At 65.2% G+C, this 16329-nt stretch carries 13 protein-coding genes; 8 read left to right on the forward strand and 5 right to left on the reverse strand.

Going from position 1 to position 16329, the window contains the following annotated elements:
- Positions 1-139 precede the first annotated feature (139 nt).
- The 5 genes from WDZ97_RS02755 to WDZ97_RS02775 all read left to right on the forward strand — a co-directional run bounded on the left by WDZ97_RS02755 (position 140) and on the right by WDZ97_RS02775 (position 7914).
- Positions 140-1315 carry a malate--CoA ligase subunit beta gene (locus tag WDZ97_RS02755; protein ID WP_019917756.1) on the forward strand — a complete coding sequence of 392 codons (1176 nt, stop codon included), beginning with the start codon at positions 140-142 and terminating at the stop codon, positions 1313-1315.
- A gap of 18 nt (positions 1316-1333) precedes the next feature.
- Positions 1334-2221, forward strand: a complete 888-nt coding sequence (sucD, locus tag WDZ97_RS02760; RefSeq protein ID WP_018228791.1) for a succinate--CoA ligase subunit alpha — start codon at positions 1334-1336, stop codon at positions 2219-2221.
- Positions 2222-2313: 92 nt separating this feature from the next.
- Positions 2314-5058 (forward strand): phosphoenolpyruvate carboxylase, encoded by a 2745-nt coding sequence (locus WDZ97_RS02765; protein ID WP_425761722.1) that lies wholly within the window; start codon positions 2314-2316, stop codon positions 5056-5058.
- Between the two features lie 54 nt (positions 5059-5112).
- Positions 5113-6090 carry an HpcH/HpaI aldolase/citrate lyase family protein gene (locus WDZ97_RS02770; RefSeq protein ID WP_020165103.1) on the forward strand — a complete coding sequence of 326 codons (978 nt, stop codon included), beginning with the start codon at positions 5113-5115 and terminating at the stop codon, positions 6088-6090.
- 150 nt (positions 6091-6240) lie between these two features.
- Positions 6241-7914, forward strand: coding sequence for a formate--tetrahydrofolate ligase (locus tag WDZ97_RS02775; RefSeq protein ID WP_425761723.1), 1674 nt, complete (start codon positions 6241-6243; stop codon positions 7912-7914).
- 97 nt (positions 7915-8011) lie between these two features.
- On the opposite strand, the gene WDZ97_RS02780 is transcribed toward WDZ97_RS02775, so the two are convergent.
- The 5 genes from WDZ97_RS02780 to WDZ97_RS02800 all read right to left on the reverse strand — a co-directional run bounded on the left by WDZ97_RS02780 (position 8012) and on the right by WDZ97_RS02800 (position 12029).
- Positions 8012-8836, reverse strand: a complete 825-nt coding sequence (locus WDZ97_RS02780) for an alpha/beta fold hydrolase (RefSeq protein ID WP_425761724.1) — start codon at positions 8834-8836, stop codon at positions 8012-8014.
- On the reverse strand, positions 8733-9578 hold the full coding sequence (locus WDZ97_RS02785) for a hypothetical protein (protein WP_425761725.1): 846 nt from the start codon (positions 9576-9578) through the stop codon (positions 8733-8735). The genes WDZ97_RS02780 and WDZ97_RS02785 overlap by 104 nt, the downstream gene beginning before the upstream one ends.
- Positions 9579-9665: 87 nt before the next feature.
- Complete coding sequence (locus WDZ97_RS02790; protein ID WP_425761726.1) at positions 9666-10013, reverse strand: hypothetical protein; 348 nt, start codon at positions 10011-10013, stop codon at positions 9666-9668.
- 223 nt (positions 10014-10236) lie between these two features.
- Positions 10237-10863: an ANTAR domain-containing response regulator gene (locus WDZ97_RS02795; protein ID WP_020165099.1), complete on the reverse strand. Its 627-nt coding sequence runs from the start codon at positions 10861-10863 to the stop codon at positions 10237-10239.
- Positions 10860-12029 carry a transporter substrate-binding domain-containing protein gene (locus WDZ97_RS02800; RefSeq protein ID WP_425761727.1) on the reverse strand — a complete coding sequence of 390 codons (1170 nt, stop codon included), beginning with the start codon at positions 12027-12029 and terminating at the stop codon, positions 10860-10862. Before WDZ97_RS02800 ends, WDZ97_RS02795 begins: the two co-directional genes overlap by 4 nt.
- Before the next feature lie 276 nt (positions 12030-12305).
- Here WDZ97_RS02800 and WDZ97_RS02805 point away from each other — a divergent pair, with 276 nt between their 5' ends.
- From WDZ97_RS02805 to WDZ97_RS02815, 3 genes are all read left to right on the forward strand, one after another.
- A complete protein-coding gene (locus tag WDZ97_RS02805; RefSeq protein ID WP_425761728.1) occupies positions 12306-12746 on the forward strand; it encodes a N,N-dimethylformamidase, small subunit in 441 nt (146 codons plus the stop codon).
- Positions 12747-12853: 107 nt separating this feature from the next.
- Positions 12854-15250 carry a N,N-dimethylformamidase beta subunit family domain-containing protein gene (locus WDZ97_RS02810; RefSeq protein ID WP_425761729.1) on the forward strand — a complete coding sequence of 799 codons (2397 nt, stop codon included), beginning with the start codon at positions 12854-12856 and terminating at the stop codon, positions 15248-15250.
- A 75-nt stretch (positions 15251-15325) separates the two neighbouring features.
- Positions 15326-16309, forward strand: coding sequence for a hypothetical protein (locus WDZ97_RS02815; protein ID WP_425761730.1), 984 nt, complete (start codon positions 15326-15328; stop codon positions 16307-16309).
- The last annotated feature ends 20 nt before the right edge of the window (positions 16310-16329 follow it).

A 16329-nucleotide genomic window follows, 5' to 3' on the forward strand; every position in this document is an offset into this window, starting at 1 on the left:
CGTGATAAGTATAAGTGAAGCTTAATTGAAAAGACCTCATCCATAATTCTTTACAACGAATCCGGTGTTCGACCCTGTGCGGGCACCTCGCGGTTCAGCGATGAACCACCACTCTCTTCCACACGACAGAAGGTGAAGCATGGACATTCACGAGTACCAAGCGAAAGAGCTTTTGGCGGGCTTCGGCGTGCCGGTGCCGCGCGGCAGCGTGGCCTACAGCCCCGACCAGGCCGTCTATACGGCGACGGAACTGGGCGGCTGGCACTGGGCGGTGAAGGCCCAGGTGCACTCCGGAGCCCGCGGCAAGGCCGGCGGCATCAAGCTGTGCAAGACCTACCATGAGGTCGATGCCGCCGCCCGCGAACTGCTGGGCAAGCGCCTGGTAACCATCCAGACCGGCCCGGAAGGCAAGCCCGTTCAGCGCGTCTACGTGGAAGTGGCCGAGCCGTTCGAGCGCGAACTCTATCTGGGCATCGTGCTGGACCGCAAAGCCGAGCGCGTTCGCGTCATCGCCTCTGCCGAAGGTGGGATGGAAATTGAAGAATTGGCACACAGTGCTCCGGAAAAGATCATGCAGGTCGTGGTCGAGCCGGCGGTCGGCCTGCAGGCTTTCCAGGCGCGCCAGATCGCTTTCGGTCTGGGCCTGTCGATCAAGCAGGTGTCGCGTGCGGTGACCGCGATCATGGGCGCCTACCGCGCCTTCCGCGACCTCGACGCCACCATGGTCGAAATCAACCCGCTGGTCGTGACCAAGGACGACCGCGTACTGGCGCTCGACGCCAAGATGTCCTTCGACGACAACGCAATGTTCCGCCAGCGTGCCGTGGCCGACATGCGCGATCCGTCGCAGGAGGATCCGCGTGAAGTGCAGGCCGCCGAGCACAACCTGAACTACGTCGGCCTCGACGGCGACATCGGCTGCATCATCAATGGTGCCGGTCTGGCCATGGCCACGATGGACACCATCAAGTATGCCGGCGGCGCGCCGGCCAACTTCCTCGACGTCGGCGGTGGCGCCTCGCCCGAGCGCGTCGCCAATTCCTTCCGCCTGGTGCTGTCGGACAAGAACGTGAAGGCCATCCTGGTCAACATCTTCGCCGGTATCAACCGCTGCGACTGGGTGGCTCAGGGCGTGGTGCAAGCCTGCAACGACATCGATATCACGGTGCCGCTGATCGTCCGCCTGGCCGGCACGAACGAGGAAGAAGGCCGCCGCATCATCCGCGAGAGCGGTCTGCCCATCATTAGCGCCGATTCGCTGACCGAAGCAGCCCAGAAGGCGGTAGACGCCGCCCGCGCCCACGCCGCCAGCTGAGCACAAGAGGATTTAGACATGAGCATTCTGATCAACGAAAAGACCAAGATCATCGTCCAGGGCTTTACCGGCGACAAAGGTACCTTCCACGCCAAGGAAATGATCGAGTACGGCACCAACGTCGTCGGCGGCGTGACCCCGGGCAAGGGCGGCACCACCCACCTCGGCAAGCCGGTGTTCAACACGGTGGCCGACGCGGTGGCCGCGACCGGCGCCGAAGCATCGATCACCTTCGTCGCGCCGGCCTTCTGCGCCGACGCCATCATGGAAGCGGCCGACGCCGGCATCCAGCTGGTGTGCTCGATCACCGACGGCATCCCGGCGCAGGACATGATGCGCGTCAAGCGCTACTTCATGCGCTACCCGAAGGAGCGCCGCACGCTGATGGTCGGCCCGAACTGCGCCGGCATCATCAGCCCGGGCAAGGCCATGCTGGGCATCATGCCGGGCCACATCTACAAGCAGGGCAACATCGGCATCGTGTCGCGTTCGGGCACGCTGGGCTACGAAGCGGCCGCGCAGATGAAGCAGCTGGGCATCGGCGTGTCGACCTCGGTCGGCATCGGCGGCGACCCGATCAACGGCTCGTCCTTCCTTGACCACCTGATGAAGTTCCAGGAAGACCCGGACACGCACGCCGTGGTGATGATCGGCGAGATCGGCGGCCCGCAGGAAGCCGAAGCGTCGGCCTGGGTGAAGGAAAACATGAAGAAGCCGGTAATCGGCTACGTCGCCGGCCTGACCGCACCGAAGGGCCGCCGGATGGGCCACGCGGGCGCCATCATCTCGGCCGCCGGCGATTCGGCTGCCGAGAAGTCGGAAATCATGCGTTCCTTCGGCCTGACCGTCGCGCCGAGCGCCGGCGAGCTGGGCAGCACCGTGGCCTCCGTCCTGGCCAAGCTGTAAGAGCAGAGCAGCACGGGGCGTGCGGAGCGCGCCCTGCTTTCCGTCCGCCCCGGTGGGGCGGACGCCCGCCACCAGCCTGCGAGACTCCCACCGTGGTGAGTGATCCCATTTCCGTTCCCGCGTCTGCCGACGCCTCCGGGGCGGCTTTCTCGGAAAAAGCGATCGACCTGCTGTTTTCGCTGCTGCGCGAAGTGGTCGAACGTCACCATCCCGAACTGCTGCCGGTGCTTGCCGGCGAGTCGGGCAACAGTCTTTCCCCGCAGATGCTGGGCCGTGCCATCCAGGCCCAGGGCATCCTGTTCCAGCTGCTGTCGATCGCCGAACAGAACGGCGCCATGCGCAAGCGGCGCGAGATCGAGCGCCACCAGGGCCGCGAAAGCCTGCCCGGCACCTTCGCCAGCGTGCTGGCGTCGGCGAAGAAGGCCGGCCTTTCGCCGGAGCGCGTGCGCGAGGCTTTCGCCGGCCTCAAGGTGCGTCCGGTGCTGACCGCGCACCCGACCGAAGCCAAGCGCGTGACCGTGCTCGAACGGCATCGCCGCATCTACCGCATGCTGATCGAGCTCGAATCGCCGCGCTGGACGCCGCGCGAACGCCACGATCTCGAAGACGCGCTGCGCAACGAGATCGAACTGCTGTGGCTGACCGGCGAACTGCGCCTCGAAAAACCGAATGTGTCGCAGGAAATCGCCTGGGGCCTGCACTTCTTCAACGAAACCCTGTTCGAAGTCGGCCCCGACGTGCTGGCGCGCGCCGACGAGGCGATGGCGCAGCATTTCGGCGAGGCGGATCTGCCGGGCTTCCTCGAATTCGGTTCCTGGATAGGCGGCGACCGTGACGGCAATCCCTTCGTCACCAACGCGATTACGCGCGGTGCGCTGGTCGAATGCCGGCTGGCCAGTCTGCGCCGCCACCGTCAGTCGGTGCTCGAACTGCTGCGTGGCCTGTCGGTGACCGAAGCGTCGCTCGTGTTGTCCGGTGACTTCCGCGACGCACTGATGCTGGCGCTGGAAGAGAGCGGCGAGGGTAATGCGATTGCCGCGCGCAATCCGGGCGAACCGTTCCGCCAGTTCCTGGTGTGCGTGCTGGGCAAGCTGGACGACACCATTACCTGCACCCAGGCAGAAGAGGGCGCGGCCTGTCGTCGCGGCTACGAATCCGCCGACCGCCTGATCGCCGACCTGCGCACGCTCGAAGCCGGCCTGCGCGACGCGAAGCTCGGCCGCATCGCCGACACCGAAGTGGTGCCGCTGCGCCGCCAGATCGAAATGTTCCGCTTCAGCACGGTGCGTCTCGACGTGCGCGAGAACTCGACCCGCGTCACGCAGACGCTGGAAGCGCTGTGGCGCGCCAGCCGCGGCGAACCGGAGGACGTGCCGGCACCGGCGCAGGACAGCGCCGAATGGCGCGACTGGCTGTTGGCCGAACTGGCCGCGCCGCGCGCCGGTGTGCGCGACACCAGCGGTCTGCCGGCGGTTGCCGCCGAAACGCTGGGCCTGTTCCGCCTGATCGCTGACATGCGTCCGCGCGTCGGCCGCGAGGCTTTCGGCAGTTTCATCCTGAGCATGACGCGCAATGTGTCGGACGTGCTCGGCGTCTATCTGCTGGCGAAGGAAGCCGGCCTGTACGCCGACCCGGCCGGTGTCGAACGCTGTTCGCTGCCCATCATGCCGCTGTTCGAAACCATCGACGATCTGCGCCGCGCGCCGGCCATCATGCGCGAGCTGCTGGCGATGCCGCTGATCAAGCGCTCGGTGCGCGCGCTCGGCGGCGTGCAGGAAGTGATGATCGGCTACTCCGATTCGAACAAGGACGGCGGCTTCCTGTCGTCGAACTGGGAGCTGTTCAAGGCGCAGCAGAAGCTGACCGCGGTCGGCGGCGAAGCGGGCGTGAAGATTGCCTTCTTCCACGGTCGCGGCGGTTCGGTCAGCCGTGGCGGCGTGCCTGCCGGGCGCGCCATCGCCGCGCAGCCGGCCGGCTCGATCCAGGGTCTGTTCCGGCTGACCGAGCAGGGCGAGGTGATTTCGAGCAAGTACGCCAACAAAGGTACGGCCGCCTTCAACCTCGAACTGCTGGCCGCCAGCGTGTTCGACCACGCGCTGAAATCCGGCCGCGCCGACGGCCCGCACGCGGTACCCGAGTTCGACGACGCGCTGGAGGCGCTGTCGGGCGCGGCGCACGCGGCCTACCAGAACCTGATCTCGAACCCGGCGCTGGTCGGCTACTTCCAGGAAGCCAGCCCGCTGGAAGAAATTTCGCTGCTCAACATCGGCTCGCGCCCGGCGCGCCGCTTCGGTGCCAAGTCGCTGGCCGAGCTGCGCGCGATTCCGTGGGTGTTCGCCTGGTCGCAGAACCGCCACATCGTCACCGGCTGGTACGGCGTCGGCTCCAGCCTCGCCAATTTCATCGGTGTGCGCGGTGCCAGCGGTGAAGCGCTGCTGGCGCGCATGTTCAACGAGTCGCCGCTGTTCCGCCTCATCGTCGATGAAGTGGAAAAAACGCTGGCCGTGGTCGATCTCGACATCGCCCGCGAATACAGCCAGCTTGTGGCTGACGCCGGTGTGCGCGAGGAGGTGTTCGGCATGATCGCCCGCGAATACGACATCACGCGCACGCAGATCCTGCGTCTGTCGGGCACCCGTGGCCTGGCCGAGCGCTTCCCCGACTACCGTCAGAAACTTGACCACCGGCTGCCGGTGGTCAACCAGGTGAGCCGTCAGCAGATTTCGCTGCTGCGCGCCTTCCGCATGACCGACGACGCCGCGCGGAAAGAGGAATTCCGCAAGGCCCTGCTGCTGTCGATCAACTGCGTGTCCGCCGGTTTCGGCGCCACCGGCTGATCGTCCGGCCCGACTTCTGAACCGACTTCGCACCATCCACCGGAGGAGACATCCATGAGCTTCACGATCATTGAACAAGCGACGCCCCGCCTGCACCGTTCCGAACTGGCCGTTCCGGGTTCCAACCCGGGCATGTTCGAGAAGGCCGCCAAGTCGGCCGCCGACATCATCTTCCTCGACTGCGAGGACGCAGTCGCGCCGGACGACAAGGAGCAGGCGCGCAAGAACATCATCGAAGGCCTGAACGACGTCGACTGGGGCAACAAGACCATGATGGTGCGCATCAATGGTCTGGACACCCACTACATGTACCGCGACGTGGTGGACATCGTCGAAGCCTGCCCGCGCCTGGACATGATCCTGATCCCGAAGGCCGGCACCGCCGCCGACGTGTACGCAGTCGACATGATGGTCACGCAGATCGAGGCCGCCAAGAAGCGCACCAAGCGCATCGGCTTCGAAGTGCTGATCGAGACCGCGCTCGGCATGGCCAACGTCGAGGCGATCGCGCAGTCGTCGAAGCGCCTGGAAGCGATGAGCTTCGGCGTGGCCGACTACGCCGCCTCGACCCGCGCCCGCACCACCGTGATCGGTGGCGTGAACAAGGACAGCGTGGTGCTGACCGACAAGGACGAGCAGGGCAACCGCCAGTCCTTCTGGACCGATCCGTGGCACGCCGCGCAGACCCGCATGATGGTCGCCTGCCGCGCCTACGGCCTGCGTCCGATCGACGGCCCGTTTGGTGACTTCAACGATCCGGACGGCTATATTTCCGCGGCGAACCGCGCTGCCGTGCTCGGTTACGAAGGCAAGTGGGCGATTCACCCGTCGCAGATCGAACTGGCGAACAAGGTCTACACGCCGTCGGAGGCCGAGGTGACGAAGGCACGCCGCATTCTCGAAGCGATGGCCCAGGCCGCGAAGGAAGGCCGCGGTGCCGTGTCGCTCGACGGCCGCCTGATCGACATCGCCAGCATCCGCATGGCCGAAGCGCTGATCGCCAAGGCAGACACGATCGCTGCGGCGCGCTGAGCGGTCGATAGCCTGTCGGCACGGCCGGGGAGGGCCCGGCCGCGTGACCCATACATACAGAGAGACAAATAAAAAAGCAGATGCAGTAACGGCGGGTAGTGAGGCCCGCCGCTTTCCAACCCGATTGACGACTACACGGAAAAAACCAATATGGCATCCGATATCGAAATCGCCCAGCAGGCGAAAATGCAGCGCATCAGTGAGGTGGTGTCCAAGCTGGGCATCCCCGAAGACGCGATCGAGCCCTACGGCCACTACAAGGCCAAGGTGTCGCTCGACTACCTGAACAGCCTGAAGGATCGTCCGGACGGCAAGCTCATCCTGGTCACCGCGATCAGCCCGACGCCGGCCGGCGAGGGCAAGACGACGACGACCGTTGGTCTGGGCGATGCGCTGAACCGCATCGGCAAGAAGACCATGATCTGCCTGCGCGAACCTTCGCTGGGCCCGGTGTTCGGCGTCAAGGGCGGTGCGGCGGGCGGCGGCTACGCCCAGATCGTGCCGATGGAAGACATCAACCTGCACTTCACCGGTGACTTCCACGCCATCGGCGCCGCGCACAATCTGCTGTCGGCGCTGATCGACAACCACATCAACCACGGCAACGAACTGCGCATCGACCCGCGCCTGATCCAGTGGAAGCGGGTGGTCGACATGAACGACCGTGCGCTGCGCAAGATCACCATCGGCCTGGGCGGCACCGCCAACGGCTTCGTGCGGGAGGACGGCTACGACATCGTGGTCGCGTCCGAAGTCATGGCCATCCTGTGCCTGGCCAATTCGCTGATGGACCTGAAGGAACGTCTCGGCCGCATCATCATCGGCTACACGCTGGGCGACAAGAAGCCGGTGTACGCGAGCGACCTGAAGGCGCAGGGCGCCATGGCCACGCTGCTGAAGGACGCGATCAAGCCGAACATCGTGCAGACGCTGGAGAACAACCCGGCCATCATTCACGGCGGCCCCTTCGCCAACATCGCGCACGGCTGCAACTCGGTCACCGCGACCAAGGCCGGCCTGAAGATGGCTGACTACGTCGTGACCGAAGCCGGCTTCGGTGCCGACCTCGGCGCCGAGAAGTTCATCGACATCAAGTGCCGCATGGCCGGGCTGAACCCGTCGGCCGTCGTGCTGGTCGCCACCATCCGCGCGCTGAAGTTCCACGGCGGCGTGAAGAAGGAAGACCTGAACCAGGAAAACCTGGCGGCGCTGGAAAAGGGCATCGTCAACATCGAACGCCACCTGAAGAACATCACCGAGCATTACGGCCTGCCCTGCGTCGTGTCGGTGAACCACTTCACCTTCGACACCGACGCCGAAATCGCGCTGCTGAAGAGCCGCATCGAAGCGCTCGGCGGCAAGTTCGTCATCGCCCGCCACTGGGCGAGCGGCGGTGCCGGTGCCGAGGAACTGGCGCGCATGGTTGCCGACATCTGCGACAACGCACCGGGCAAGCACAGCTTCGTGTACGACGAGAACGCGACGCTGCAGGACAAGATCACCACCATCGCCACCAAGATCTACGGTGCCGGTGCGGTCACCTTCTCCGACGCCGCCCGCAAGCAGCTCGAAAGCTGGAACGCCGACTACGGCCGTTTCCCGGTCTGCATGGCGAAGACCCAGATGTCCTTCTCCGCCGACCCGAACGCCAAGGGCGCACCGAGCGGCCACACGCTCAACGTGCGTGAAGTGCGTCTGGCCAACGGCGCCGGTTTCGTCGTCGCCATCTGCGGCGACATGATGACCATGCCGGGCCTGCCCAAGGTGCCGGCGTCGGAAAAGATCGACATCGACGAGCACGGCAAGGTGTCGGGTCTGTTCTGATCACGGATCGAGCAGAGCAACAGAAACGCCGCCCTTGGGCGGCGTTTCTGTTTTGCGCGCGCATGTTTCGACTGCGCAGCGCAGGCCGAGGGGATATTTACCTGCCGCGTATGAAATCCAGCAGATCCCCGGTGAGACGTTCCTTGTGTGTGGCGAACAGGCCGTGCGGTGCGCCGTCGTACTCGAGCAGCATCGAGTTCGCGATGCCTCGCGCCGTCGGCCTGGCCGACGCTTCGATCGGCACGGTCCTGTCGTCGGTGCCGTGGATGATCAGTGTCGGCACCTTGAAGGCGGAGAGCTCGCTGCGGAAGTCGGTACCCGAGAAGGACTTCACGCACTCCAGTGTGGCCTTCAGACTGGCCTGCATCGCCACGCTGCGCGCCCATTCGAGCAGTTCGTCGCTGACCGGATGGGACATGATGCCGACGCCGAAGAAGTCCTTGAAGAAGCCGCTGAAGAACTTGGCGCGGTCGTCGTTGATGGCCGCAGCTGTGGTGTCGAAGGCGCTCTGCTCCGTGCCGTTCGCGTTGTCGGGGGTCTTCAGGCGGAAGGGCAGCACCGACGACACGAGGGCCGCTTTCGTCACCGACCTGCCGCCGTGGCGCGACATGTAGCGGGCGACTTCACCGCCGCCCATCGAGAAGCCCACGAGCACGGCGTCCTGTGCGCCGGTCTGCTCGATCACGCTCGCCAGGTCGTCGGCCAGCGTGTCGTAGTCGTAGCCCTGCCACGGCTGCGATGAGCGGCCAAAGCCACGACGATCGTAGGCGATGGTGCGATATCCCGCCTCGGCGAGGGCCATCGCCTGATCGTCCCAGCTATCGGCGGACAGTGGCCAGCCATGAATCAGTATGACCGGCTGGCCGCTGCCCCAGTCCTTCACGTACAGCTTGCTCTGGTCGTGCGTGGTGACGGAGTACATAGGTGTTTCCCTTTTCGGTGGAGTGTCTGCCGTCCCGCAGGCCATGCACTGCGGCGACGTCATAGGAGCCGAAAACCTGCTGCGCCGAATCGCGTTCCGGCAGCACGTATACGACGGCTCCGTTCATCGCGTTGTGCGCGCCAAGGTAGGTTTCGTAGAAGACGACGGGCACGTTGATGCACCCGTAGGAAATGCGGTTGTCGTCGCTGCTTGCGGTGGCCAGCCGGTGCAACCGCAGCTCTTCCGGTCGGGTCGTGCGCACGCGGTGCATCGATACGGCAGCGGCATAGTCGACCCATACGACATCCTCGCCCAGCGTGTTGCGACCGCGCTGCGCAAGGAAACGCCCGGCTGGCGTGGTGCGCTCGTCGGGTCGTATCTGTTCCATCGGCCGGTCGCCTATCCCCGCCACCGAGTGATCGCCGTGGGCGGCACCCAACAGCACCGGCGCCGACGCGAGGAGGCGGGCATCGGCGGCGAAGGCGTACAGCCTCGCAGCCTTCTTGTCGACGACGAAGAAGGGGGCGCCCGCGTTGTCGTGCGTGTCGGCCACCCAGTCCGCGACATGGCGAACGTCGTCCGACGCGGCGCCCGCGTCGATATCGGCGAATCGCGGGCTCGATTCGACCAGCCCGGCGTCCGCCGGGTCTGCAGGTTGCCGGCCGGCCGCGACCGGAAGAAGAAGCGCCAGCGCGGCAAGGCCGACGACGACGCCACGCCGAACCGCGTCCGCGGCATCCATGTCTGCATGCGGACCTGCCGTTGTGCCGGACGGTTTCACGGAACGTCGATCAACGACACGGTTCGACCGGTCGTGTCGCTTGCTCCGTCAGTTGCGATCAGCGCGTGCGACGAGCTCGCCGGAGCTGCTTTCGCCGGCGCCGGTGGGCTTCTCGTTCGACATGTCGCGCAGGGCCCTGGCGCGTTCGCGCTCAACATCCGTTTCGCGGGCTGCGCTGGATGAGGTACTGCCCGTCTGCCCCTTCTCATGTTCCTGCAGGGCAGGGTGAGAGGGCATGGCCTGACTGTCGGCACCGCCCTTTTCGACAACCAGGGGGCTGCTGACCTGACCGGACGATTTGTCGGAGCTGTTCTGGTTCTGCGCGTAGGCAAAACCGATGACGCCCATCACTGACAGGGCGCTGAGGGTGGAAACGAGGACTTTTGAGGTTTTCATGCGGGGACTCCTTGAGGAAAGGGTGTGCTCTGCCGGCAAAGCCGGATGAACATCAACCTAGACCCATTGCGCAAGGAACTCGGTGCGGCAGCGCACTGAGGTGTGTCATGCCCCTGGCACATCGCAAGCGGACAGGACATCCTGCGCTGGCAAGGAGGCCGGACGGCAAAAGTCCTCTGAAGCTCGTCGCGGCACGGCGCCGAAGAAGCTCAGCCCGAAAGTTTCAGCCCGAGAGGATCTCGTCCGCGTGAATGATGGCCCGCGCGATCTCCTCGGTCGCCACGCGTTTGCTCATCGCCTGTTCGCGGATGATCTTGTACGCCTCGGCGTCGCTGACGCCGCGTGTGCGCATCAGGATGGCCTTGGCATCGTTGATCTGGTTCACGCTGAGCAGCTTCTGTTCGAGCCGCTGCACCCGCTTCCGGTAGCCGCGCATTTCCTGCGTCAGGCCAACGGTGAGCACCAGAGATGCGAGCACGCCGGTCGAGCGCAGCGGGGCGCTGAGAACGCCGGTCGCACCCAGGCGCAGCATGACCTCGAAGATGGTCGGGTTCTCGTAGCCGACCACGGCGATCACCGCGGGCGGCTGTTCGAAATTGCTGAAGTTCAGCGGCGCGTGCATCTCGTTGGACTGGATCGCGTAGTACACGACATCGACATTGTCCGGGATGTCCTGCACCGGCGGCCAGAAGGTCTGCACCTGGCAGCCGATGCGCTTCAGTTGCTGGATCAGGACCTCGCCATCGGCGTCGCGCGGATGCAGCACGACGATGCGCAGATTGCGCAGCTGGGTCAGGAACTCCGGCGTGATCCGCTTGCTGCGTACGCCTGTGCGCGGCGGACTGCTCACGTCGATTCCTCTTCGCTCGCATTGACGCGCAACCGCGTGCTCCAGTCGTCGAAGGAATGGCTGACCAGATAGGGGTCGGCATCGACGCCGCCCGGCGTCTCGGCAAGTATCGTGAACTGGCCTTCGCTGTTCACCCGGCCAATGCGCGGATAGAGGCGGGCGTGATGGTTGTGCGGCAGGATGCGGATGCGTCCCTGTGGCGCCTCGAACTCGCGCCCGAGGATGTGCGGCAGCAGGATGTCATGTTCGTCGCTGCCCGCTTCGCGGAAGGCGTCGGCGAACACATGCACCTGATAGTAGGACGACTCCCAGCTCATGTTGGGCTGCACCTCGTTGCCGAACAGCTTGCGGAACAGCGCCACGCAGTCGCGGTTGCGCGGGGTGTCGATGGACTGGAAATAGGTGCCCGCCGTGTAGTGACCTTCGGCCAGCCGGATACCCATTTCGGATACCTCTTCCTCGCTCGTGCAGAGGCTGGCGATCGGCATCTTCTTCGGATCGAAGCCGGCGTCCGCGTAGGCCTGGTAGAGCATGCGGGTGGTCTTGCCGACCATGGTCGAGAAAACGAAGTCCGGCTGCTTGGCCTTGATGTCCTTCATGATCGGCGTGAAGGCACTTTCCTTCGCGTCGAGATGTACATAGCGCTCGCCCACCTTGGCGCCACCCTGACGGTGGTGCACGAAGTCGCTCATGATGCGGTTCGACTCGTAGGGGAAGATGTAGTCGCTGCCGATCAGGTACACCCGTGCGCCGAAACGGGTCGACATGTAGTCGGCGAGCAGGGCGCTGTTCTGGTTCGGCGCACCGCCGGTGTAGATGATGTTGTTCGAGAATTCGAAGCCCTCGTACATGGTCGGGCAGAACAGCAGGCGGTTCCACCTTTCGACCACCGGCAGCACCGCCTTGCGCGTGCTCGACATGTAGCAGCCGAAGATGACATTGACTTTGTCGTCCTGCACCAGGCGGGTCGCGAGCGAGCGGAACTGCTGCGGGTTGGACTGCGGATCGTAGTAGACCGGAACCAGCTCCCGGCCGTGGATGCCGCCGGCATCGTTGATCTCGCGGATCGCGAAAAGCGTGCCGGCGAGCATCGTGTTTTCGATGCGCGATGTCACGCCCTCACGCGAGAACAGAACACCGACCTTGATGGGATCGTTTGTGGACACGGGTTTGCGGCCGGGTGACAAAAAACGTGATCGATACTAACAGAGCTTGACCGCGCGAAAGAGGCTCACTAAGATTCACTCAACGCTTCGCCCCGCCAACACTGCCGGGCGCGAAGACGGGCAAAAAGGCCTGCACGGATCTCCGGATCCGGCAGGCCTTTTTGTTTTGGTTTTTCGCTTTCGTGTGTTCGCAATTTTTCGAGATTTTCCGCATTGGCCAGTGCCGGCCGGTCGCGACAGGAGCTTCCAGATGTTCAACCCTTGAAGGAGAGTGCAGTGATTCCGATACCCAGGAAAGGCACGCCGGAACGCGACCGGCTGATCCAGGAGCACCTCGAGTGCGTGAAGTCCATGGCCGGCGTGGCCGGCTTCTCGGTGCTCAAGTGCGCGACGCCCGGTGACACCACCCACATCAGCGGCGGCGTGCACGAAGACCCCTTGCTCAAGCGCGTGCTGCTGCGCATGCGCGGCACTTCGCCCAAGGGCAAGCTCATCGTCATCTGCACCAAGATCGACGCTGAATGGCGCATCGGGCGTCTGTCCGGCATACGCGGCGTGCCGCCGGTATTCGTCGACGACACCGTCTATACCAGCGAGCAGGACATCCAGCACGCCATCTTCCTGATGCGTCTCGACGAGATGGAAGAGACCGACGGCATGCCCGAGCACTACCACGAAGGCTACAAGCGGCGCGACGATAACTGGCCAGTGACCTGATCACCGCCTCGCGCTGACGGGCGGCTGCGGCCGCACCCGTCTTCACCCTACCTACTGCAAAAGCATCCGAGCCCCCGGAGGGCGGCGCTCGGCCTGGAGAAACGACCATGTGTGCAATGCGACTGACCGGATACGCCGACAAGTTCAGTGTCCATCCGGGCGACAAGATCAAGTTCTACGTCAATTGCGACGGACCGAAGAAGTACAGCGCGTCCATCGTCCAGATGATCAACGGCGACACCAATCCGCGCGGTCCCGGCTTCATCGAGAAGGCGGTGAAGGCCGACTGCGAAGGCGTCTACGACGGCATCAAGCAGGTCGTCTACGGCGGCTCCTACGGCTTCGTGGCCGACGCGCCGCAGCTCAAGCCGGACAGTTTCACGCTGCAATGCTGGATCTGGCCGACCACGCCGAAGACCGACAAGCGCTACTGGAAGCACGGCGCCCAGGGCCTGGTGACCAAGTGGTCGGGTGGCAAGGGTTACGGCCTGTTCATCAATACAGACGGCTGTGTCGAACTGCGCATCAACGGCGAAACCTACACGACCGGTGCGCCGCTGCGCGACCACGCCTGGCACTTCATCGCGGCCAGCTTTGACGCGAAGACCGGCGAAGTGGTGCTCTATCACGAGCCGCAGGTGGTCTACGCGCTCGACCCCGAAATCCCGCCGGTCAAAGCGGCCTTCAAGGGCAAGATCGAGCACACCGATCAGCCGCTGGTGATCGCCGGCTACGTTGATCATGTCGAGCCGGGGCCGCTGGGCCTGTCCTCGCTGCCGCAGGGCGTCATCGTCGGCGGTCACTACAACGGCAAGATCGACAGCCCGCGCCTGTGCAGCCGCGCGCTGTCGCGCTTCGAGATCGAAATGATGAAGGGCGGTGCGCAGCCGGGGCTGACCGAGCGCCGCAACGCCGGCCCGACCGGCGTGCTGTCGGAAGCCATCGTCGCCGCCTGGGATTTTTCGGACGGCATCGACACGCTGGTGGCGAAGGACGCCGGCCCCTACCGCTTCGACGCCACGCTTGTTAACTGCCCGACGCGCGCGCTGACCGGCCACAACTGGGCCGGCCAGACCTTCGACTGGAAGGTCGCACCGAAGGAATATGGCGCCATTCACTTCCACGACGACGACCTTGATAACGCGCGCTGGGAAGTGAGCTTCGAGTGGACCGTGCCGGCTGACATCAAGAGCCGCTTCTACGCCGCCAAGCTGACGACGCCGGAGGGTGACGAGGACTACATTCCGTTCTGGATCGTGCCGAAGATTGGCGAGGAACAGTCGAAGATCGCGGTCATGGTGCCCACCATCAGCTACATGGCCTACGCGAACGAGCACGTCGCGTGCAACGCGGGTGGCGCCGAACTGTTCGTCTATCGCGTGCCCATCATGCAGCAGCAGAACATGTTCCTCGCCGAGCACCGTGAGTACGGCGGCTCGATCTACGACACCCACACGGACGGCAGCGGCATCTGCCTGTCGTCGCGGCTGCGCCCCATCCTGAGCATCCGTCCGAAGTACGACCACTTCCTGGCCCAGGCGCCGTGGCAGTACCCGGCCGACCTGCATCTGATCTGCTGGCTGGAACAGATGGGCTACGACTACGACGTGTTCACCGACGAGGACGTGACCTACGACGGTCTGGCCCGGCTGGAGAACTACAACGTCATCATCACCGGCTCGCACCCCGAGCACAATTCGGGCACCCAGCTCGACGCGCTGCACAACTACACGCAGCGCGGGGGCCGCCTGATGTATATGGGCGCGGATGCCTGGTACTGGGTGCATTCCTTCCATCCGGCCTACGACGGACTGGGCCGCGGCATCGTCACCGAAATGCGCCGCTGCGAATCCGGCATCCGCACCTGGCGCGCCGATCCGGGCGAGTACTACCACCAGGGCACCGGTGAACTGGGCGGCATGTGGCGCTACCGCGGCCGCTACCTGCATTCGGTGGCGGGCACTGGCATGTCGTCCGAGGGCTTCGACATCTCGTCCTACTTCTCGCGTACGCCGGAAAGTCTGGATCCGCGCGTCAGCTGGGCCTTCGACGGCATCAGCTACGAGGAGAACCTCGGCAACTTCGGTCTGGTCGGCGGCGGCGCGGCCGGTCTGGAGCTGGACATCGTCGACACCATGCTGGGGTCGCCGCCGCACATCCTCACCGTCGCCACCTCGGCCGGCCGTCACACCGAGGCCTACCTGCTGGTGATGGAGGATTTCGGCTTCAACCAGCAGGGTCTGGACGGCACCGTGCACCCGCGCGTGCGCGCCGACATCACCTTCCACGAAACACCCAATGGCGGCGGCTGCTTCGCGTTCAGCTCCATCGCCTACTGCGGTTCGCTGCCGTGGAACAACTGCGACAACAACATTTCGCGTCTGACCAAGAACGTGCTCGACCGCTTCATGCAGGACGGCCCGCTGCCGGCCGCGCCGAAGGAAGCGATCAAGCACCGCGGTCGCGCGGATTACGAGTCGCCGGCGCTGGCGTCGAAGAACTGATGTGAGGTGGACGCAGGGTTCGTCCGCCTTGCGGGCGAACCCTGCACAGAAGGCATCACCTTGAGGATCCGTCAGATGGAATGCATGACCGAACATCCGGTGCATCTGCACCGCCGGCCGGCGAAGGTCGGGGGCACATTCGATGTCGCCGCCTTCCGCGGACTCGATTTCTCCCGTGCTGAAGACGATGCGATCTGGACGCGCGAGTGGGTGTGCGTGGGCAGCCTGCTCGACATCCCGGCTGCCGGCGATCTGCTGCCCTTCACTGTGGGCGATCACGCCATCCACGTGCAGCGCCTGCCTGACGGCGGCCTGGCCGGCCGCTTCAACAAGGCGCAGCACGGTGGCTGTCGCGTGGTGCCGCTGCAGTGCCAGCAGGGCGCGAAGACGCCATGCTCGTTCACCTCCTGCGGTCACAGCCTCGATCGTCCGGCGATTGCCGCCGGCGAGCTGGGTGAAGGCACGCCCGAGATGTACCAGTATCTCGGCCTGCGGCCTGAGCGTCTGCTGCCGGTGCGCACCGCGACCTGGGGGCCGCTGTTGTTCGTCAGCCTCGATCCGCACGGGTCGTCGTTCGGGCCGACCGCCCGCGCGCTGACGTCGACGCTACCGGCGTGGGATGGTGTGCCGGCGGACAGCCATCGCAGCCGCTGGATCGCTTGCGACGCCAACTGGAAACTGGTCGCCCAGCACCTGCTGGCGGCTTCCGCTTCGGTCGTATCCAGCGAGGGAGCGCTGTGCCGCGCCGATACCGACGGTCGGGCCGCGCTGCTGTTTCCCAATGTCGTGCTGCTGTCGTCGTCCGCGGCCTGTTGCGCCGTTGTGCTGCAGCCGGTCTCGCTGACCCGCACGCTTTGCCGGTTGGCCACCTTCGGCGGTGACGACGCGGCGCTCTCGTGGCAGACCCTGCTGCATACCCGTCTCGCCGCCGCCGCCGAGGCGCAGTCGGCGATAGAAGGCGGCGGCATCGGCGGCCGCGGCTGTGAGCCGGCCAGCCGGCTGGATGCCGGCGGACGATGGATCGAGACACAAGTGATGGCGCGCATCGCTGCGCGCTGAACGCAGAACAGGCACACCGG

Source organism: Methyloversatilis sp. MC4-4, assembly GCF_049843555.1.
GTDB lineage: Bacteria > Pseudomonadota > Gammaproteobacteria > Burkholderiales > Rhodocyclaceae > Methyloversatilis > Methyloversatilis discipulorum_B.

What these genes read in the sequence shown, in the direction of transcription:
- WDZ97_RS02770 (WP_020165103.1), top strand. Translation starts at nt 5,113, where the DNA reads ATGAGCTTCACGATCATTGAACAAGCGACGCCCCGCCTGCACCGTTCC.
- WDZ97_RS02780 (WP_425761724.1), bottom strand. Translation starts at nt 8,836, where the DNA reads ATGTACTCCGTCACCACGCACGACCAGAGCAAGCTGTACGTGAAGGAC.
- WDZ97_RS02755 (WP_019917756.1), top strand. Translation starts at nt 140, where the DNA reads ATGGACATTCACGAGTACCAAGCGAAAGAGCTTTTGGCGGGCTTCGGC.
- WDZ97_RS02810 (WP_425761729.1), top strand. Translation starts at nt 12,854, where the DNA reads ATGTGTGCAATGCGACTGACCGGATACGCCGACAAGTTCAGTGTCCAT.
- sucD (WP_018228791.1), top strand. Translation starts at nt 1,334, where the DNA reads ATGAGCATTCTGATCAACGAAAAGACCAAGATCATCGTCCAGGGCTTT.
- WDZ97_RS02775 (WP_425761723.1), top strand. Translation starts at nt 6,241, where the DNA reads ATGGCATCCGATATCGAAATCGCCCAGCAGGCGAAAATGCAGCGCATC.
- WDZ97_RS02785 (WP_425761725.1), bottom strand. Translation starts at nt 9,578, where the DNA reads ATGGATGCCGCGGACGCGGTTCGGCGTGGCGTCGTCGTCGGCCTTGCC.
- WDZ97_RS02815 (WP_425761730.1), top strand. Translation starts at nt 15,326, where the DNA reads ATGGAATGCATGACCGAACATCCGGTGCATCTGCACCGCCGGCCGGCG.
- WDZ97_RS02790 (WP_425761726.1), bottom strand. Translation starts at nt 10,013, where the DNA reads ATGAAAACCTCAAAAGTCCTCGTTTCCACCCTCAGCGCCCTGTCAGTG.